Below are 20,674 nucleotides of genomic sequence, written 5' to 3'. Positions count from 1 at the left end.
CTGGCGCGGCAACTCCACTGAATTGCTGCACCAGCGCTCTCCCCACGCCCAGCTTGTCGGCATTGATAACTCGATAGCAATGTTGGCGAGCGCGCAACAGCGCCTCCCTGATTGCGCTTTTCTTGAGGCAGATATCCGCCACTCATTGATGGCCGGCGTTTACTGGCATTTCCGCGCTTATTTATCATCGCCCGCGCCCGCCCATAATCCCACAATAAATGCCGGTTAATTTAATTAGCCGGTATATCGCACTGATAAAACAACAATAAAATAGTCAATGGTGAGAACTATTTATTTTCATAAATAATATCTCACCTTAGCGTCAGCATAAAATACTTAGCCAAGATATTGAAAAACATTTAAATAATAAAACAGATATAAATCACAGCGATAGTTATTATCAATTAGACATGAAAATAAAAGTGACACTATTTTATCAATGAAACACCAAATTACATTTTCAAACACTTTCGGCAGTTGGCTATTTAATTGATAGGCGCTATCTGACCTGCAAAATTAAATATCTTTGTTATACTTATTGCGGTGAAGAAATTGGCAATCAACTCAATAAAGGGATACCTATTATGAGTACAGCAAAACTGGTAAAAGCAAAATCTTCTGAACTAATCTATACCCGTAATGACGTTGATGAACATGATAAAACGCTGACGATTAAGCTATTAAACCAGCTGGTTATTCAGTTTATCGACCTGTCGCTGATCACCAAACAGGCTCACTGGAATATGCGCGGTGCGAACTTTATCGCAGTCCACGAAATGTTGGATGGCTTCCGCACGGCCATTAATGATCATCTGGATACTTTTGCCGAGCGCGCGGTTCAATTAGGTGGCGTAGCACTCGGGACTGCACAGCTAGTTACCGATAAAACCCCACTGAAGAGCTATCCGACCCATATTCATAGTGTGCAAGAGCACCTGAAAGAGTTGGCCGATCGCTATGGGGTGGTCGCAAACTTTATCCGCAAAGCCATCGCTGAGGTCGATGATGAGGCGAGCGCCGACATGTTTACTGCTGCATCTCGTGATCTGGATAAATTCCTGTGGTTCCTTGAGGCAAATATTGAGTAATCACCCCCATTGCTCTCCAACATACCGGCTATTTGTAAGATGAGCGGTATTTGAAAGATGACAGACAGGGCCGGTTAATCGGCCCTATTAGCGGAGGTCATATGGCAAGTGGATGGGCCGGAGACGGCGCAGTACAAGATCAAATTGACTCCACCCTTGAAGATGCGGTTCAGCGCGCCCGACAGGCTCTTGGCAAAGGCGAGAGTGAAATCTACTGCCTGGCGTGTGGAGCAGCCATTCCCGAGGCACGACGTACAGCACTGGCTGGTGTGAAGTATTGTCTGGCCTGCCAAAACCAATTAGATAAGCATCAGGCAAACCATGCCGGCTACAACCGCCGTGGTAGCAAAGATAGCCAACTTAGATAGCCCCCGCACGACTCACTCCCAAGCTGCACCCTTTTCAAGCAAAAACTCGATACAGTTAACAAGATTGTTGCATAAGTGTTATTTATCGATTGTTTCTTATTGATTGGCGAGTTAATAATAAGTAAATATATAGCTTGTTGCACCACAATGATAATCACGCACCATTTTGGTGAGTCAGAATGGTGCAATAAAAGCTTGCTAAGTAGTTTCAGGCTAACTACCCGCAGCAAACTCTTTATTTTTAAATAAGTTGCATTTCTGGCACGATCTTTTCATATTGCTCCCTGAAATATAAAAATGGATCTCTTTGCCCCAAGTTATTGCATCGCAGGTTAACTGCGGTGTCGGTACAAAAGGTATATCCACAAAAGCACAAAGGAACACCCACTTATGAAGTCACTTGTTAAAGTTTCATTGGCCGCACTCGCACTGGCCTTTGCCGTTAGCTCCCACGCCGCAGAAAAAGAGTTGATTGTTGCTACAGATACCGCTTTCGTTCCATTTGAGTTCAAACAAGGGGATAAATACGTCGGTTTTGATATCGACTTATGGGATGCCATCGCGAAAAAACTGGATGTGAAATACACCCTGAAACCAATGGATTTCAGTGGCATCATTCCTGCACTGCAAACTAAGAACGTAGATCTGGCACTGGCGGGTATCACCATCACCGACGAACGTAAAAAAGCGGTCGATTTCTCTGACGGCTACTACAACAGCGGTCTGCTGGTCATGGTCAAAGCGGACAACAACGACATCAAAGGCGAAGCGGATCTGCAAGGCAAAGTGGTAGCAGTAAAAAGTGGCACCGGTTCTGTTGATTATGCTAAAGCCAACATCAAAACCAAAGACTTACGTCAATTCCCGAATATCGATAACGCCTATCTGGAGTTAGGAACTGGCCGTGCTGATGCCGTATTGCATGACACCCCCAACATCCTGTACTTCATCAAAACGGCCGGCAATGGTCAGTTTAAAGCGGTGGGCGACTCCATTAAAGCTCAGCAGTACGGCGTAGCATTCCCGCAAGGTAGTGACCTGCGTGATAAAGTCAACGTAGCTCTGAAATCTCTGAAAGAAGACGGCACTTACGCTGCAATTTATAAAAAATGGTTCGGCGTAGAACCTAAATAATTAATTTTTTGCCGTTTTTAGACCAGGAGAATATCCATGCAGTTTGAATGGAGCGCTATTTGGCCCGCCATCCCAATCCTGCTTGAAGGCGCCAAGTTAACCCTATGGATTTCGGTCCTCGGGTTGCTTGGCGGCCTGATTATTGGGGTTATAGCCGGTTTTGCCCGCGCTTACGGTGGCTGGCTGAGCAGAAATATCGCATTAGTATTTATTGAGCTGATCCGTGGCACGCCAATTGTGGTGCAGGTGATGTTTATTTACTTTGCCTTGCCGATGATGATGCCAGTGCGCATCGATCCTTTCTCCGCCGCCGTTGTGACGATTATTATTAACTCAGGGGCTTATATCGCGGAGATCACCCGTGGTGCGGTGCTGTCAATCCACAATGGCTTCCGTGAAGCGGGTCTGGCGCTAGGTTTATCCAAACGCGACACTCTGCGTTACGTGATTGCCCCTCTGGCCCTGCGCCGTATGCTGCCGCCACTGGGTAACCAATGGATCGTCAGTATCAAAGACACCTCACTGTTTATCGTGATTGGCGTAGCAGAACTGACTCGTCAGGGTCAGGAAATTATCGCCGGTAACTTCCGCGCCATGGAGATATGGAGTGCGGTGGCGGTGATCTACCTGATAATCACCCTGGCTCTGAGCTTTGTTCTGCGCCGGTTAGAAAGAAAGCTGAAAATAATATGATTGAATTCAAAAACGTCTCCAAACACTTTGGCAAAACCCAGGTGCTCCACGACATCAATCTGAATATCACCAAGGGAGAAGTGGTGGTGATTATTGGCCCTTCCGGCTCGGGTAAATCTACCCTGTTGCGCTGTATCAATAAGCTGGAAGTGATTACCAGTGGTCAATTGATTGTCGATGGCCTGGATGTAAATGACCCCAAAGTTGATGAACGCCTGATCCGTCAGGAAGCTGGCATGGTGTTCCAACAGTTTTATCTGTTCCCGCATCTGACCGCGCTGGAAAACGTGGCCTTTGGCCCAGTCCGGGTCCGTGGGGCCTCGAAAGAGGCGGCGAATCAGCTAGCGATGGAGTTATTGACCAAGGTTGGGCTGGCAGATCGTGCTCACCACTTCCCGGCAGAGTTGTCGGGCGGTCAACAGCAGCGGGTGGCGATCGCCCGCGCTCTGGCGGTAAAACCCAAGCTGATGCTGTTTGATGAGCCGACCTCCGCGCTGGACCCGGAATTACGTCATGAAGTCTTGACCGTAATGAAAGATTTAGCCGAAGAGGGCATGACGATGGTCATCGTCACCCATGAAGTGGGCTTTGCCCAAAAAGTGGCATCGCGCCTGATCTTTATCGATAAAGGCCGGGTGGCACAAGATGGTGAACCAGACAGTCTGATCTCCAATCCGCCAAGTGAACGTTTGCGGGAGTTCCTGCAACACGTCTCCTGATGTGCGGTTTAGTATTAGCCTAAAATAAAATGGGCGGGCATCTTAGGATCCCGCCCATTTTTTATCTGATAAACCGCTCATAGATGGGGTTGCTGATTCTTGACCTGCGCAAATGCGGTCTTGAGCAATTGCCAGTGACGGCGATAGCCACCGCTAAGCACATATTGCGGATCACAAAACAGTAGTAGCCTCAAGGACGAAGGGTCAACCCAAAGTTATTGGAGTTGCAGCTAGGCAGCAAGCGAGCGAATCCCGATGAGCTTACACCAGTAAGTGATTCGGGTAAGTGAATGCAGCTAACACCCCTGCAGCCTCAAGGACGAAGGGTCAACCCAAAGTTATTGGAGTTGCAGGTAGGCAGCAAGCGAGCGAATCCCGATGAGCTTACACCAGTAAGTGATTCGGGTAAGTGAACGCAGCTAACACCCCTGCAGCTTCAAGAACGAAGGGTCCAGCGCTCAGACCTCCAAACAGCCTGCTCCTCTGGCGTCAGAAAAGTCCATGCTACAAAACGACTCACTTTCTGACCCTGTGCCATATCAATGGTGCGAACTTCAACTGCATTGGCGTAGCGCAGAGCATGATAGATAGCGGGTAACGTCGTTTTCTTGGAGATCAATGAGGTAAACCAGAAACAACTCTTCGCTTTAGTGGCGCTTTCCACCACCATGCGGCTGACAAAACCCTCTTCGCCGCCCTCACACCACAACTCGCTATTTTTGCCACCAAAGTTTTGCACCGGCTTGGCGGCAACCTCGCCTTTACCTAATTTGTGCAGCTTACGGCGTGTAGTGGCTGCGGCCTCTTCTGCCGAGCCGTGGAACGGCGGATTACACAATGTGGCATCGTAGCGCTCATTCGCCGCCAGAACCCCCTCGAAAATGGCCTGCGGATCTTTTTGATGTTTCAAACGCAGGGTATTTCTTAGGGTCGGGTTCATGGATACCACCATTTTTGCCGCGCTCAGTGCTTGCGGATCAATGTCAGTACCGGTAAAACGCCAGCCATATTCACGCTGACCAATAATCGGGTAGATGCAATTAGCACCGACACCAATATCCAGCAGCGCAATATTTTTACCTGCCGGGATCACTCCATCATTGCAACTGGCTAATAGATCAGCCAAATGATGAATATAATCAGCGCGGCCAGGGATCGGTGGGCATAAAAAGTCCGCGGGGATGTCCCAATATTCAATACCGTAAAAATGTTTTAGTAATGCCCGATTCAGCATTTTCACTGCCAAAGGATCGGCAAAATCGACAGAAATATCACCATAGGCATTAGGGGCCAAAAAAGGGATTAACTCTGGGCAACTCACTGAAAGCGCATCAAAGTCATAACGCGAGCGATGACGATTCCGGGGATGCAATCCACTTTTTTCTTTGGGGAATACTTTTTTGTTTTCCATCGTACTGACTCTCTAATCGGCATTTTCTGGCGCGTAAGATAGCATAAATCGCCCTAAAGCGGGTGTCATCCCGTGAGTGGGGCAACTGAGATGAGTTGAATGGCATTATGTGCCGCCCTCTCAACCAATATCAGCGGGCTACGTTCATCAACCACCTGCGGTTATCAACCGAACACTTAATGTCATTATCCCTCTCCATCATCTCTCCCTATGCTCACTCAGACGACCTAGACACGGCACCTGCAAAAGTGCATCGGTCTGGGGCGACCTTTTTTCCCTTCAGGAGAAACCAAAATGACCAATACTCACTTGTCTGCCCATCCCGGAGAGCCTGACAGCCGGCTTGATACTACTCTGCCGGCACCCGGACTGCGCGAATCCGCCGGGGGGCCATTCAGCTTAGCGAGCTCGGCACGAAAAAAACCGTCAATGTGGATATTCTTCCCTGGCCCGGAATGGCCGGAGGTCAGTATGTCACTCTGCGCTGGTGGGGGGTTCTACCCGACATCAATCTGTTGGGGCCCAACTATAATAAAGGCAAAGCCGTGTCGGCAGGCACCGTGGATAAAGTCATCACTTTCCCGGTCGATATCGCCACTTATCTGAAGCCCTATGCCGATGGAGGTACATTGTACCTGAGCTACGATGTAGATGGTGTCTACTCAGAGGAAGAGCACATTGGGGTGGATGTCCCGCCGGTGAGTCAACTGGCCGCCCCGGAGATTGAAGAAGCGCTGGCGGGTGAAATTGACCCGCTGGAGCCGGAACTCCTCACCCTGACCGTCCCACCCTGGCCAGGAATGGCAGCAAAAGACAAACTGAGTTACCTCTGGCGGGGTAGCCCCCCGTCGGGCGACCCGGTGACCCTGACGGACAGTATGCCTGTACCAAGGGCGCTGGTCGGTGAGCCAGTCAGTTTTGACTGCGAGGCGGCAGAGGGCGCGCAGCCGTTTGATGGCGGGACGGTAGAGGTCTGGTACGAGGTGGAGCCGGTGGCCGGTGGCGACACACAGGTGTCATTACATCAGACTTATCGGGTGGGCGAAGCCGCCCCATTGACTGCCCCGGTGATAGAGGAGGCAGACGGTGACCAGCTTGACCCGGAAAGACTGATCGGCGGGGCCCAGGTGCGTATCAGCTACCCGCTGATAGCCGCCGGAGACAGAGTACAGCTGGAGTGGATGCCCGTTGATGCGGTGGGGACTCCGGGGCAGGTATACAAGTCACCGGCCAATTTGGTGAGCACAGTGGACGTTGCCCAGGGATATATCCGCGTCCAGGTGCCGACCGCACAGATTGACCCCTATCTGGGGGGCTCGGTGGACCTGCGCTACGCGGTCAACGACGACAGGCTGTCGGCCATAACGCACTACGGTATCCAAAAACTGGTTCATGTCGGCAATCTGTGGGTGGTGGGGGCCAGAGGTAGTTCGGCCTCCTATCATCAGGGTTCGGGCTGTCTGGTGGCCCAGGACCAGACCACCCGGGCGCTGCTCAAGGCGCACTGGCAGTATGAGGGGCTGCCCGAGGTGAGCACTGACGTGCGCTTTATCGATACCCACCCAGAGCTGGAACTGGTCGTCAGCGTCGGCACCGAGGTGGTGCGGTTACGACCGCAGAACATAGCCCTGTCTAGTGGTGCCTGTGCGGTGGTGCTCAATGACGGTAGCGTGGCGGCCTGGGGGGGTTACGATTACCCGGGCGACGCAGCCACGGTGGCCAGCCTGCGCGATATTGTCCAGGTGGTCGGGGGTCAGTCTACCTTTGAGGCACTGGGCGCCAACGGCAGCGTGGCAGCCTGGGGGTATGACTTCGCCGGGGGCAAAGTACCACCAGCGGTAGCTAACCTGCGCAATATCGTCCAGGTGGTCGCGGGGGGGAGTGCCTTAGCGGCACGGTGTGCGGACGGCAGCGTGGTGGCTTGGGCGAAGGATGCCAATAATGGGGGCACAGTGCCGCCGGCGGTGGCGGGCCTGCGCGATATTGTGCAGGTGGTCGGGGGCTTGTCGGCCTTTGCGGCGCTGCGGGCAGATGGCAGCTTGGTGGCCTGGGGAAATCCCGACGATGGGGGTACTGTATCGCCGGCGGTGGCGGGCTTGCGCGATATCGTGCAGGTGGTCGGGGGTGATTATGCCTTTGCGGCGCTGCGCGCCAACGGCAGCGTGGTGGCCTATCCCTACTACGCGTTCGGTGGCGACACGAGCTCAGTGGCGGGCCTGACCGATATTGTGCAGGTGGTCGCAGGGGAGACTGCCTTTGCGGCGCTGCGCGCCAACGGCAGCGTGGTGGCCTGGGGGAGCTCAGACAGTGGGGGCACGGTATCGTCGGAAGTGGCAGGCCTGAGCGATATTGTCCAACTGGTCGGGAGTGGGAGTGCCTTTGCGGCGCTGCGGGCGGATGGCAGCGTGGTGGCCTGGGGGATCCTGCCCGTGGGGGGACGGTTTCCAAGGAGGTGGCTGGCCTGAGCGATATTGTCCTACTGGTCGGGAGCTCGTATGCTTTTGCGGCTCTGCGCGCCAACGGCAGCGTGGTGGCTTGGGGGAATCCTGACCTTGGCGGCACAGTGCCGACCGAGATTACCGCACTGCATAACCTACGGGCAGTCTACGGCGGTTACGGAGTCCTTGCCGTACTGGATGATGCCGGTGTTCCAACCTCCTGGTCGTCCGTGACGGGCAGCCCCCCAGCCGGGGTGGCGGGTAATGTAAGTTACACCCTACCGGAGCGGCCGAAACTGCGCCAACTGAAGTAACTGCTCTACAAGCGGGGGACAGCGGAAGTCCCCCGCTTTATCAGGGCCGTGGGTATATTCACTCAATAACCACACCGCTACCGTGACAGAGGCTGTAACGGTCAGTGATTACCAAACACGGTAAATTTTACCGCTCTCGATCCCTTCAATACTGCGCTGATACGCCATGGCCACCCGGCTGCCCGGAACACTTTCAAATCCCGGGAAGAAGGGGCCGTAGCTCTCTTCAGCTTCGGTCAGTATGGTTGGGCTAACCGCGTTAATCCGTAATCCCGGCAGCTCATTGGCTACCGCGCTGACAAAACCTTCCAATGCGGCATTCACTGTGGTGGCATTCACCCCATCGCGGATGGCATTCTGCGCCAGTATTCCGGTGGTTAGGGTAAAGGAACCCCCAGGATTCAGGTAGTCCTTGCCGATCATCACCAGTTGTACCTGCCCCATGAGTTTATCATGCAGCCCAGATTGAAACTGTGTAGCCGTCATCTCGCGAAATGGCCCAAAGTGAACATTTCCTGTGGCAGCCACAATGGCATCAACATGGCCGCTTTGCTTAAACAGGGCACGCACACTCTCCTCATCCCTGATATCAACCTGCAAATCGCCCTGCGTTTTTCCAACACAGATGATGTCATGCCTGCTCTTCAACTTTTCTACTATTGCACGCCCAATGGTTCCACTGGCCCCGATAATCATCACTTTCATTTTGATTTTTCCTGTTGTTAAGTTAGATGAAGAGAGTCAAAGAGTCCCCCCTCAGTCTGGCACTATCAGATCAGACAACAAACCACGAGCAGATCAGACAACCACGAGAAAAACTAGATCTTTTCAATCTGTTGCAGCGCTTGCTCAACAGAGTCAGCCCGCCCTGCCGCCACTAAGCAGCACGCCAGCTGTTTTTGAATCGCGTCAGGGATTGGAACCTCGCCCGCCAGACAGCGCTCAATCCAACCTGCGGTTACCGCCGCCTCTTTCGACGCGGGCAGCTCAGATTCCGTCAGCTCTGGTTGGCGATCGAGTAAAATCTGCTGTTCGCCCCCATTGATATAATGAATCGGCGAGCTACGTAATGGGCTGGCATAAACCTCCCCTTCAGTGCCTTGCTGCAACAGCGCGGGTGCATTGATCGCCTGGAAGAATCCCCCGACTTTTTGCATATATTCAGGGTGGGACACACTGGCTAGCCGCAGTGCTTCATCATGAATGAATGGCGTGGCCAGTTTTGCCAACGTGTGGCTACTGTTTCTCACCCCCATACGCCAGCGTTGCTGTAATTGATTATCCAACGGCGCGGAGAGTGCGGACACCGGGATAAACACGGGCAATCCGCTATCTAGCCGCTGTTGGGCTTCTGCTGCGGTGAGTGACCACGGGATATTCAGCTGTTGGAAAATCTCGGCACTGGTCACCCGGCTGCTGTCTTCGGTCACACCGTGTACCACCACCGGCAGACCAAGACGCGAGAGTAACAGCGCCAGTAAGGGGGTTAGATTGGCTTGCTTGCGAGCGCCGTTATAGCTTGGGATCACCACCGGTAACGGGTGGCCCGCCGGTGCGCGCAGTGCCATCACCTGCTCTTGCATCGCCTGATAAAAGCCCAAAATCTCCTGTTCAGATTCACCTTTGATCCGAAAGGCGATCAGGATGCCACCCAACTCCAGCGCCGGGACTTGCTCTGCCAACATGGCTTTGTACAGTTCATAAGCCGTCGGTTGATCCAGATCGCGGGCATGGTTCTTACCGCGCCCAATCTCTTTGATAATTTTGCTGTAATCCATGGTGCGGTATTACCCCTGTCATGATCTGTTAAATATAAATCAGGTTAAATATTAGCGAAACTCTATCACTGATAGTAATAGATATAGCCCAATAGTTACCACTCGGTTGTGATGTAACAGCCGCAACCAATGCATCAAGGATATCAATCGGCTATGTTGCTTTTAGTGACCTGTCACTGGTGGGTTTATGAGGGGGGTGACGTGAGAGCAGGCCACTGCTGAGATAATTACAGCAGTGGCCTGAAGATTAGTGCGGCTTACTCAGCTCTTCCGGTGGGCTGAACAGAACACGATAGATGGCACCGCCCAGCGCTCCCCCCACCAAAGGGGCGAGCCAGAATACCCATAATTGTTGTAAGGCAACCCCCCCGGCAAAGATCGCCACGCCGGTGCTACGTGCAGGATTTACCGAGGTATTATCCACCGGGATGCTAATTAAATGAATAAGTGTGAGACATAACCCGATAGCCAGTGGGGCCGCAGCAGCCGGAGAACGTGTATCGGTCGCCCCCATAATAACCATCACAAACCCCATGGTCAGCACCACCTCGGCCACCAGCACCGCTTGTAAGCTATACCCCCCCGGTGAGCGCTCACCAAAACCATTGCTGGCGAATCCGGCAGTGACATCAAAACCCGCTTTACCACTGGCGATTAAGTACAAAATTGTCGCACCCGCTAGCCCGCCTAGCACCTGCGCCACGATATAGGGGATCAATTGCGAACCAGAGAAGCGGCCACCGACCCATAAGCCCAGTGATACCGCCGGGTTAAAATGCGCGCCAGAGACATGCCCCAATGCATAAGCCATGGTGACCACCGTCAGGCCAAATGCCAGTGCCACCCCGAGAAATCCAATCCCCGCCACCGGGAACATAGCCGCCAAAACTGCGCTACCACACCCGCCTAACACCAACCAGAAAGTGCCAATAAACTCTGCCATTAGCTGTTTCATGCTGCTTCACCCCTGCCTGATAAATATGTCGATAGCAGTTAGCGCAACCGCTAACCCACCACCCGCTATTTACGCCGAAGGTACTACCAGACTTAACTTGTTAGGGTCAGCTCCCCAGCGGCTTATTTAATCTTAGTCACTGATTTTATGCCGATAGGGAAAGATTTCAGATGAAATGACTTTTTATATAAATAATTAGGTAAAAAGAGGGTTAGTGAGCCAAAAACCAAACTTTACCCCCGTTTCTTACGCCCTCTCTTCCCCGCTGGCTTAGCTGGCGGCGCTAACATAGGGGTAATTTCCCCCTCCGGCATATCGGGTTGCTCAATGGGGAAGATCGGTAGCGCGGCCAGTAGTCGTGACCCATAACCTTTGGTTAATAAACGCCGATCATAAATTACAATTTCACCGTGGCACTGATTACTACGGATCAGCCGCCCGACCTGCTGAATCAGGTTAAACGAGGCGCTTGGCAAACTTTGCACCTCAAATGGGTAGCGCTTCAGTGACTTCAGCCACTCCCCCTCCGTGAGGATCACTGGGCTGTCGATAGGCGGGAACGATATTTTGTGGATATGAACTTGAGTCAGTAATTCACCCTTCAAATCCAATCCCTCGGCGAATGATTGCAAGCCAATCAATACACTGGCAGTGCCACTATTGACCCGTTTACGGTGCTCCTCGACCAGCCGATAGCGCGGTTGATCGCCCTGTACCAGCAGCATCAGACGTAAATCCGTCACATGGCTGAGGAAAGTTTGCATTGCCCGGTGGCTACTGAACAGAATCAGCATCCCCTTATGCCGCCCACTGGCCTGCTGGGCGCGGAAAAAGTGCGCCATTTCAGCTAAATGTTCAGCCTCATGGGCCATGGTCGGCTCAAAGCGCATTTTGGGAATAATCAGCTTCCCTTGCTCAATATGGTTAAACGGCGATGACAGCGCGGCAAAGCGATCTCCAGCCTTTTCGCTCAAGCCACTCAGCTCTTGCAACCGTGCAAAGCTATTTAGCGAGCGCAAGGTCGCGGAGGTCACAATCACATGAGGCACTTTACGCCACAGCATTTTATCGAGTTGATCGCTGACCCGTATCCCCACGCAGTGAAAATAGAGGTGCGTTTGGTTTTCGCGATAATCGCGGGTGATCCATTTGGAAATAGGCGCATTCGAGGCTTTGGCCATCGCCGCCAGCCGCCAAAGCTTGCTCATGGCCTCCAGATAGCCCAACGTTCGGCTCATTTGAATAATCGCCCGATGCAAACGGACAATGTCGTGCTTACCGGTCTGTTCGCTCAAATCATTGAGCACAAACTCGGCCAAACCGCGTAAGGCATCTGTCAGCTTAAATAATTTGGCGCAATCCTCCGTCAAACTGCCCGGTAGCTCGCCCATCTCAAAACGGTACACCGCCGGGCTGCCATCGGCGGGTAGCAGTTGATTTACCTGCTGTTCGACACTCAACATCAGCTCGCGCAACTGCTCACAATGATCTTTTAGGCGCTCCGGATTCGATAAACTGGGGGGGCTTTTTGGCCGATACTGCACCATACATTGATCCACCAGTCGCACAATCATATCCAACTGCATATTGGCAAAAACGGCGGTAATTTCACCTTCAATTTCAAGGGCATCCCGCGCCACATCCGGCAAATGGTGGCCTTCATCCAACACCAATAGCAGCTCTTTGGGACTAGGCAACACCGATTCCGTTTCCAGCGCCGCCATCACCAATGCATGGTTGGCGACCACCACATCAGCGCTCTCTATCTCTTTGCGGGCAATAAAAAACGGGCATTCACGAAAATAGTGACAATTACGCCCCAGGCAGTTGGCTTTATCAGTGCTCAATTTGGCCCACAAGCTGTCACTGAGTGACAACTGATGATGGTCGCGCAGCCCGTCCCAGAGATGGCTATTCAGTGATTTAGTGAGCGCCAGACAGGTAGCTTGCTCTTCACCATTGGCGGGGGCCAGTTCATCACCGAGAAACAGCGAGAGATCCCCCTGCCCGGAAACATCGGTGCACATTGCCGCCAGATTACGCGGACACACATAACGCCCACGGCCAAAAGCACCGGTGAATTTAAGATCGGGAATAATTTTCTTCAGCAGCGGCAGATCCTTGCTGTAAATCTGATCCTGTAGTGCCACGTTAGCGGTACTGACCACCAACGGCTTGCTTTCTGCCCGACCAATCGCAATGCCGGGGATCAGATAGGATAAGGTTTTGCCGACACCGGTCGGTGCCTCAATGGCCAAATGGCGGCCAGCATCCCCCGCCAGTGTTTTCGCCACTTCGGCTATCATCTGGCGCTGTGGCGCGCGGGAAATAAAATCGGGGATCTGCTGCGAAAGCGCCTTATACCACTGACTTATTTGCTCTTTTACTGCTGGGGACAACGCCATGCATATCTTATCTAAACTGAGTGTTGCCCCATTGTCCCACACCATAACGCCCACGTCAGCCTGAAAGCACAGCAGCAGTAGTTGAAATCCGCGACTTGTGCCAATGACGGTGGAATAAAATTTACGCAATGTCGCAGTTATTTATGATTTGTCATAAATAGATCACACAGATGCGGTAAAAATTCTGCGCTGGACGAATTCAGACAGATATTGGATACAGCAAAAAATTTCACCATTCGTGTCTTTTCAAATAAGAGAAACAGGGCAAAATATGAAACGTAATATTCTGGCAATCCTGGTACCGGCTTTATTAGTTGCCACTACGTCACACGCAGCAGAAATTTATAATAAAGACGGCAACAAACTTGATTTATACGGAAAAGTAAAAGCATTGCATTACTTCTCTGACAATAATAAAAGTGATGGCGACAAATCTTATGTCCGTTTTGGTTTTAAAGGTGCTACCAAAATTACTGACGATCTGACCGGTTACGGCCAATGGGAATATAACATTGCGGCTAACTATGCTGAAAGCCAGGAAACAAAAGATAACAAAACACGTCTAGCTTTTGCTGGTTTACGTTACGGTAAATTAGGCTCCATCGATTATGGTCGTAACTACGGCGTATTATATGACGTCGCCGCCTGGACCGATATGCTGCCTGAGTTCGGCAATGACAGCTACACCAGAACCGATAACTTTATGACTGGCCGTACCACGGGCGTAGCAACATACCGCAATACAGATTTCTTCGGTCTGGTTGATGGCCTGAAATTTTCTCTGCAATATCAAGGCAAAAATGGCAGCGAAGCAGAAAGCAATAATGGCCGTGCCGATGCGACCAAACAAAATGGCGACGGCTTCGGCATCTCCTCTAGCTATGAAATTGGTGCGGGTGTGAGTGTTGGTGCGGCCTATGCCTCATCTAACCGTACCACCGCACAGAAGAACGGCACCTTTGGTAAAGGCGATAAAGCTGATGCCTGGACTACCGGTCTGAAATATGATGACAACGGCGTTTATCTGGCAGCAACTTATGCCGAAACCCGTAATATGACACCTATTTCTGGCACTGCGGTGATTAATAGTGTATCAACCAGCGTAAGTGGTTTTGCTAATAAAACCCAAAACGTGGAATTAGTCGCTCAATACCTGTTCGATTTCGGTTTAAAACCTTCATTGGCTTATGTTCAATCTAAAGGCAAAGATATCGAAGGTATCGGCGATACTGATTTAGTAAAATATGTTGATATCGGTGCTTCTTATTACTTCAATAAAAACATGTCCACCTATGTGGATTATAAAATCAACCAACTGAGTGACGATAATAAGCTGAAGCTGAATACCGATAACGTTGTGGCTGTCGGCCTGGTTTATCAGTTCTAATTACCCTATACCGGTATTATCCTCATTGCTTTACTGTTTGAATGCTTCATTGTGATTGGTAAGTTTAATTTGTTACTTGTCATTATGCCGGGATAATTCCCGGCTTTTTTATTTATCGGCAAACGACTATTTTATGTGCCAACAACCCTTTGCGAATGGACGATTAATCTGCGCTCACTGCCAATAGCCTTAGCGGGCATGGCGGTGAATGTAAATAGCAGTATTAGGCCGGCGAAGAAAGCGCCAAAAATGAGGGAGTTAATACCAAACTGCCGCCCTTTGCATAAAGAGATCACAGCCATAAATCATTCACCTTGTCTGATAATCAGAAATAACGGCAAAAACCATACCTAAAATAGGGATCTAACTTTATGCATCATGCCTGAAGCATTTTTAGCTTTCATGGGAAAGATAGATTTTGTCACTGCTTATGAAGCCAATCGCCACCAATTTCAAGAATAACCCCCTGTTTTAGCGTAAAATTTAGGCGAAAATTTAAAACATAAAAAAACGATAAAAACCTTTGCTAACCAACACTGTTCTCATGTTTACTGATGCATCTCTGTTTTACTGCCCTTTTCCTATTGAATAACTATGCTAAAGCAAAATAGCCGTAATCTGTGGTTGCTGGTCGGTTCACTCTTCACCCTATATTTCGTTTGGGGTTCAACTTATCTGGTCATCCGCATCGGGGTGGAGAGCTGGCCACCGCTGATGATGGCGGGCTTACGCTACCTGATCGCCGGAGTGTTACTGTTCAGTTTCCTTGCCATTCGAGGCCATGCTCTACCCACGTTACGTCAATGGATGGGTGCCAGTGCCATCGGCATCTTATTATTGGCCATCGGCAATGGGCTAGTTACCATCGCCGAACACCAGCACGTCCCTTCCGGCATTGCCGCCGTCATGGTCGCCACCGTACCACTATTCACTTTATGTTTCAGCATGTTATGGGGTATGCGCAATACAAAACTGGAGTGGTCTGGGATTGCTCTCGGTCTGGTCGGCATCATACTGCTAAATACCGGCAGCAACTTATTGGGTAACCCAATGGGTGCGGCCCTGATATTGCTCGCTTCTGCTAGCTGGGCATTTGGCTCGGTCTGGAGTTCACGTCTGGCATTGCCAAGTGGTGCGATGTCCGGCGCGGCACAGATGTTGGTTGCCGGGGTGGTGCTGTTAGTTGCCAGTACATTAAGTGGCGAAGAGCTAAATCAAATGCCAAGTATGAGCGGCATTCTTTCATTACTTTATTTGATTGTTTTCGGCTCAATGCTCGCCATCAGCGCCTATATGTATTTGCTGAAGAGTGTCCGTCCGGCGGTGGCAACCAGCTACGCTTATGTGAATCCGGTAGTTGCTGTGTTGCTGGGTATCGGCTTTGCCGGTGAAAGTTTATCGACCACTGAATGGTGTGCATTAGCCGTGATTGTTTCTGCGGTGGTATTGGTCACGCTGGGGAAATTTCTGTTTAAGTCGCGTTAATCTTTTCGCATCAAGAGTGCAACACAGTTGTTTCATTGAGTGAACAGGCTATAATTCCCGTTGGTTAGATAAAAGTGAAAATAATTATGCTAAGAAAAGCACTCATTATCCTGATTGCGATAATGGCTCTGAGTTCATTAGGTGGCGTTTTTCTGGCCGGGCTGAACATTTATACCCGTTCAACCACGCCACATGAAACTGAAACCACAGAATCCTCCCCACTGTCTGATATCGGCCCTGCGGGCTTATCCAACAATGGTCAAGAGTCCCCGTAGCACCCATTAATCACAGGGTATAATCACTCCCCTGTGATTAATAATCAAACACAGTCACAACGACTGCTTCAACACCCAGATAGAGTAGCACCCATCTTTCTGCTCGGAACCTTCCAAAATCTTCTCGAATCCGGGGAAATGCCGGCCCCAATCAGCAAGGCTTCGGATGTAGCGCAACCACGGCTCATCATCGCGCCCAAAACTCTCCCCCGGCATCACAATAGGAATACCCGGAGGGTAAGGAATGACGCCGACAGCAGAGATGCGCTCTGCCAACTTGTCTAGTGGTAGCAACTCACAACGCCCAGCCATATGTTCTTGAAAAGCCTGACGCGGTAAGGTTACCGGAGTGGGTAAATGACCGAATGCCTGCGCCTGCAACTTATCCATCTCACTGGTTTTCATATAAGCAAACATGGTGTCACACAGCTGTTTCAGACCAATATGCCCATATTGCTGCGGATAACCTTTAGCCAGATTAGGCAGACAGGTCGATACTGGCGTATTGCTGTCATAGTGCTGCTTGAACTCCAGCAGTACATTGATTAGCGTGCCCCACTTCCCTTTGGTCACCCCAACCGAAAACAGGCACAACACCATAAAGTCAGTGGTTCGCGAAGGCACAATCCCCCGCTGCCCGAGGAATTCCGTCACCACCGCCGCGGGGATCCCCTCGGCAAGCAATCTGCCATCATCCCCCATGCCCGGCACCATAATCCCAGCCTTGATGGGATCAAGCATGCACCAATCATCCTCCAATTGATCAAAACCATGCCACGACTCACCGGGTTTGAGCACCCAGCAGCCAGGATCGGTGGTTAACTGCTCTCTTGACGCTTGTGCAAAAGGAACCCGCTTACCACTTTTACGCTCCGTGATCTCCGGCGCATTCCAGGGTTTAAAGAACCACTCACCTTGTTGGGCAAAAGCGTCATGGGCGCGTGCTAGCGCTAAGCGAAAATCGACCGCTTCATCAATAACCTCTTGCGTTAACGCCCGGCCTTGATCCCCCTCCATCATCGCCGCTCCCACTTCATTGGCGGCAATAATGGCGTAGAGCGGCGAGGTGGTGGATTGCAACATATAGGATTCATTAAAACGTGAGTGCTCAATGGGTTTTTTACCATTTCTCACGTGAATATAAGAAGCTTGAGATAGTGCTGCCAGCAATTTATGTGTTGATTGCGTGGCAAAAACAGTCGGCCCCTGCGGATCATGATCTGTGGGGGCGCCGCGCATGGCGAAACGATCACGGTAAAGAGGATTAAAGCGCGCGTAGGCATACCACGCCTCATCGAAATGAATCTGATCGACACTTTTGGCCAATAGATCTTGTGCTTGTTTCGCGTTATAGCACATGCCGTCATAGGTACAATTGGTGATCACTGCATAGACAGGTTTAGCCTCTGAAATCAATGCCTTTAGCGGATTCTGCGCAACTCTCTCGGTAATGGCGGCGGGCTGAAATTGGGCTTTGGGAATAGGGCCAATAATGCCATAACGGTTGCGGGTTGGGATAAAAAATACTGGTAATGCCCCGGTTAACACCAACCCCTGCTCAATGGACTTATGGCAGTTACGGTCACATAACGCGATCTGCTTATCACCCACCACCGCCGTCATAATGGCGCGGTTAGAACCGGAAGTGCCATTGAGCATTGAGTAACTGATATGTGCACCAAAGATTTGTGCCGCATAGGCCTCGGACTCTTTTATTGGCCCGCTGTGGTCAAGTAACGAACCCAATGATGCCCGCTCGATCCCGGTATCTGAACGAAACAGATTTTCGCCAAAGAAATCCAGAAACTCACGCCCCACGGCACTCTTACTGAACGCCACTCCCCCCTGATGGCCCGGTGCGGCCCAGGAGTATTCAGGATTATCTTGCGTGTACTGCAACAGGGCTTTGGTAAAGGGGGGGAATAACTGCTGATAATATTTGCTAATCAATGCATTGGCGCGGGCAGCAATAAACTCAGCTGTATCTTCATGCATCCAGACAAACTCATTGACCAGCTTCATGGTATCTAAGTTCAGGCTATCAATACATGAATGCTCCGCCATCAATAACACCGGAATAGATTTATTACGGTGGCGAATATCTTGCAACAGAGCAAATGCCTGGCTGTGGGATTCATCATCGTTACCACCGGAAGTCCAATCGACAAAAATACAGCACAATGAAGCATCCGACACCACTGTTGCCCGGCCATCTTCAAATGTCGCGGCAGCAATGACATTGAAGTTGATATCATCCAACGCAATAATAAGTTCATTCACCGCCCGACCATTAGCCGTATTGAAATCACGAATATTACTGTCGACGACTAAAACGTTACGTTTTTTGTGGCTACTTAAGTCAATCATCGTATTGGTCCTTATTCGCTATGATTATCGCATCATAACAATGATGCCCAATCAATTAGCAGGTAACCCCATGATTACGAAGAACTCCTAGCAGAGGAGTCGAGTGGGAATGGGTTTTTATGGGTACGGTTATAATTGAATGTGTATAGGGCAGTGATAACCATTAGAGTGACGAATGACCACATCACCTCTTCTGCCCCCGAACCGACGACAGCCCAAATACAATAGACAAAAGCGATCAGTGTAATGCCGACATAGGTGTTTGCTCTTGATCCTAAATGACCATGCCCCACCAGCAATAACGCGGCGCAGGTATACAAATAGGGAACTAACGTAAAAATAACGGAGACAGAAGAGACTAAACCAAACTCTTTAGCGGCATTGGGCGAGATACTGCTGATTTGGAAGATCGTCATCAGAACCCCCAGGATCAGCAGCCCTGCAACCGGTGTCCCGGACTGATTAACCTTCCCAAATATCGGCGGGAATAATCCATCATCAGCGGCCGCTTTAGCCGTTTGCCCGGCAACCAGTGTCCAGCCCCCTAGCGAGCCTAAGCAACCTATTGCCGCACAGAGTGAAACTATTGCGCCAGCGGTGTCCCCTAAGGCAAGACGTGCCGCATCACCAAAAGGTGATGCTGAAACACGTAACTCCGCATTAGGAATCATACCCATGATGGCGCTACTGGAGAGGAGGTAGCAGACGGCAGCAATCAGCACGCCCCCGACAGTGGCAATCGGCACATTGCGCTTGGGATTCTTCACTACACCGGCAGCTACCGAGGCCGTTTCTACCCCAATAAATGACCATAACGTGACATTTAGCGTACTTTGAATTGCGCCAAAGGTGCCCAAACCGCTGACATTCCAGGCGGCCATATAAATTTCGCCTTTGAACCAGAACCAGCCAAATAGTGCGATACCAACAATAGGTATCAATGCTAGCGACGTGGCAATAGCTTGTACTCGGGTAATCATTTTAGGCCCAACAATATTTAGCCCAACAAATATCCATAGAACCACGACACAGGTAATAGTTAATACCATTGGCTCTTTCAATATTGGGAAGAAATAGCTGAGATAACCGACACCAATCACTACCATCGCAATATTGCCAATCCAGCAGGCTAACCAGTAGAGAACATTGGTCTGATAACCTAAAAATGGGCCAAAAGCTCGCCGCGCATAAGCATAGGAGCCACCCGGGCTATCATCTAAAGATGACATTTTGGCATAAACCATTGAAAGTGCTAAGGCACCAATAATTGTCACCAACCACCCCCAGATGGCTATTCCACCCGTTGAGGCTAAACTAGCCGGTAATAAGAAGACACCAGACCCCATTATATTCCCTGCAACCATAAGTGTTACCGGAATAAGCCCGACCTTTTGATCATCTGTAGACATAGGTAATCCTTACAAACGCCTATATAAGAGTAAAAATGAGAATAGATATTTTGTGCAACTATAAATGTAGCTGATATAAGGTATAAATAAAGAAAGTTTACAGTATGTAATAATGACATTTATATAATCTGACGCATTTAAATTATTATTTGACAAATTATTTATGATATAAATTATTTAATATGAAAACCCAACCCATATATTAACCATCAATATAATTACATGCATTGTGAATATATATTATCAAAGCATTTCTGCGCCCAATGTAAAAGCTGTGGCCTACATCTGCTTAATGATGCTCTAAGCCGCTCAAGATAATAAGCGGCTTTACTCAATATTTTATCTTTAGCTAACACGGCCTCAGACCCATTGAACACATCCATATATCGGGAGTGAAATCAGCATAACTTCCTGCTGCTCATGAGGACTATCAAAAATAGTCAGTCGT

At 50.3% G+C, this 20,674-nt stretch carries 17 protein-coding genes and 1 pseudogene; 11 read left to right on the top strand and 7 right to left on the bottom strand.

Annotation, left to right across the window (positions count from 1 at the left end):
• Positions 1-7: 7 nt before the first annotated feature.
• The 6 genes and pseudogenes from HRK25_RS13045 to glnQ form a co-directional block, all read left to right on the top strand.
• Positions 8-169: pseudogene (locus HRK25_RS13045) on the top strand (hypothetical protein); the annotation flags it as partial.
• A 415-nt stretch (positions 170-584) separates the two neighbouring features.
• Positions 585-1,088: a DNA starvation/stationary phase protection protein Dps gene (gene dps / locus HRK25_RS13040; protein WP_005273908.1), complete on the top strand. Its 504-nt coding sequence runs from the start codon at positions 585-587 to the stop codon at positions 1,086-1,088.
• 101 nt (positions 1,089-1,189) lie between these two features.
• On the top strand, positions 1,190-1,456 hold the full coding sequence (locus HRK25_RS13035; RefSeq protein ID WP_005273910.1) for a DksA/TraR family C4-type zinc finger protein: 267 nt from the start codon (positions 1,190-1,192) through the stop codon (positions 1,454-1,456).
• A 390-nt stretch (positions 1,457-1,846) separates the two neighbouring features.
• A complete protein-coding gene (gene glnH / locus HRK25_RS13030; RefSeq protein WP_005273914.1) occupies positions 1,847-2,590 on the top strand; it encodes a glutamine ABC transporter substrate-binding protein GlnH in 744 nt (247 codons plus the stop codon).
• Between the two features lie 36 nt (positions 2,591-2,626).
• Positions 2,627-3,283 carry a glutamine ABC transporter permease GlnP gene (glnP, locus tag HRK25_RS13025; RefSeq protein WP_004709093.1) on the top strand — a complete coding sequence of 219 codons (657 nt, stop codon included), beginning with the start codon at positions 2,627-2,629 and terminating at the stop codon, positions 3,281-3,283.
• Positions 3,280-4,002, top strand: coding sequence for a glutamine ABC transporter ATP-binding protein GlnQ (gene glnQ / locus HRK25_RS13020; protein WP_032897722.1), 723 nt, complete (start codon positions 3,280-3,282; stop codon positions 4,000-4,002). The genes glnP and glnQ overlap by 4 nt, the downstream gene beginning before the upstream one ends.
• Before the next feature lie 436 nt (positions 4,003-4,438).
• On the opposite strand, the gene rlmF is transcribed toward glnQ, so the two are convergent.
• Entirely contained in the window at positions 4,439-5,413 is a 975-nt protein-coding gene (gene rlmF / locus HRK25_RS13015; RefSeq protein WP_005273919.1) for a 23S rRNA (adenine(1618)-N(6))-methyltransferase RlmF, read from the bottom strand.
• Between the two features lie 431 nt (positions 5,414-5,844).
• Between rlmF and HRK25_RS13010 the strand changes: the two genes are divergently transcribed.
• Together HRK25_RS13010 and HRK25_RS13005 are read left to right on the top strand one after the other, a co-directional pair.
• Complete coding sequence (locus HRK25_RS13010) at positions 5,845-7,878, top strand: RCC1 domain-containing protein (protein WP_173361771.1); 2,034 nt, start codon at positions 5,845-5,847, stop codon at positions 7,876-7,878.
• Positions 7,866-8,165, top strand: coding sequence for an RCC1 domain-containing protein (locus tag HRK25_RS13005; protein WP_173361770.1), 300 nt, complete (start codon positions 7,866-7,868; stop codon positions 8,163-8,165). Before HRK25_RS13010 ends, HRK25_RS13005 begins: the two co-directional genes overlap by 13 nt.
• 108 nt (positions 8,166-8,273) lie before the next feature.
• On the opposite strand, the gene HRK25_RS13000 is transcribed toward HRK25_RS13005, so the two are convergent.
• The 4 genes from HRK25_RS13000 to dinG all read right to left on the bottom strand — a co-directional run bounded on the left by HRK25_RS13000 (position 8,274) and on the right by dinG (position 13,303).
• Complete coding sequence (locus HRK25_RS13000) at positions 8,274-8,870, bottom strand: short chain dehydrogenase (RefSeq protein WP_005273923.1); 597 nt, start codon at positions 8,868-8,870, stop codon at positions 8,274-8,276.
• A gap of 113 nt (positions 8,871-8,983) precedes the next feature.
• Positions 8,984-9,943 carry a DNA-binding protein YbiB gene (ybiB, locus tag HRK25_RS12995; protein WP_005273926.1) on the bottom strand — a complete coding sequence of 320 codons (960 nt, stop codon included), beginning with the start codon at positions 9,941-9,943 and terminating at the stop codon, positions 8,984-8,986.
• 247 nt (positions 9,944-10,190) lie between these two features.
• Positions 10,191-10,898 (bottom strand): aquaporin Z, encoded by a 708-nt coding sequence (aqpZ, locus tag HRK25_RS12990; RefSeq protein WP_005273929.1) that lies wholly within the window; start codon positions 10,896-10,898, stop codon positions 10,191-10,193.
• Positions 10,899-11,131: 233 nt separating this feature from the next.
• On the bottom strand, positions 11,132-13,303 hold the full coding sequence (gene dinG / locus HRK25_RS12985) for an ATP-dependent DNA helicase DinG (RefSeq protein WP_049599295.1): 2,172 nt from the start codon (positions 13,301-13,303) through the stop codon (positions 11,132-11,134).
• A gap of 271 nt (positions 13,304-13,574) precedes the next feature.
• Between dinG and ompF2 the strand changes: the two genes are divergently transcribed.
• The 3 genes from ompF2 to HRK25_RS12970 all read left to right on the top strand — a co-directional run bounded on the left by ompF2 (position 13,575) and on the right by HRK25_RS12970 (position 16,450).
• On the top strand, positions 13,575-14,690 hold the full coding sequence (gene ompF2, locus HRK25_RS12980) for a porin OmpF2 (protein WP_005273934.1): 1,116 nt from the start codon (positions 13,575-13,577) through the stop codon (positions 14,688-14,690).
• Between the two features lie 594 nt (positions 14,691-15,284).
• The gene (yedA, locus tag HRK25_RS12975; RefSeq protein WP_005273938.1) at positions 15,285-16,175 is read left to right on the top strand and encodes a drug/metabolite exporter YedA; all 891 of its coding nucleotides are present in this window, start codon (positions 15,285-15,287) and stop codon (positions 16,173-16,175) included.
• Between the two features lie 86 nt (positions 16,176-16,261).
• Positions 16,262-16,450 carry a hypothetical protein gene (locus HRK25_RS12970; protein WP_032815427.1) on the top strand — a complete coding sequence of 63 codons (189 nt, stop codon included), beginning with the start codon at positions 16,262-16,264 and terminating at the stop codon, positions 16,448-16,450.
• Positions 16,451-16,504: 54 nt separating this feature from the next.
• On the opposite strand, the gene HRK25_RS12965 is transcribed toward HRK25_RS12970, so the two are convergent.
• Both HRK25_RS12965 and adiC read right to left on the bottom strand, forming a co-directional pair.
• Positions 16,505-18,817 carry an Orn/Lys/Arg family decarboxylase gene (locus HRK25_RS12965; protein ID WP_005273940.1) on the bottom strand — a complete coding sequence of 771 codons (2,313 nt, stop codon included), beginning with the start codon at positions 18,815-18,817 and terminating at the stop codon, positions 16,505-16,507.
• Positions 18,818-18,891: 74 nt separating this feature from the next.
• Positions 18,892-20,226, bottom strand: a complete 1,335-nt coding sequence (gene adiC / locus HRK25_RS12960) for an arginine/agmatine antiporter (RefSeq protein ID WP_005273945.1) — start codon at positions 20,224-20,226, stop codon at positions 18,892-18,894.
• Positions 20,227-20,674 lie beyond the last annotated feature (448 nt).

The sequence above is a fragment of the Yersinia bercovieri ATCC 43970 genome, from assembly GCF_013282745.1.
In the GTDB taxonomy this organism is placed as follows: domain Bacteria; phylum Pseudomonadota; class Gammaproteobacteria; order Enterobacterales; family Enterobacteriaceae; genus Yersinia; species Yersinia bercovieri.
Note: the sequence above shows the minus strand (reverse complement) of the source record. Positions and strands in the feature narration are given on the sequence as shown.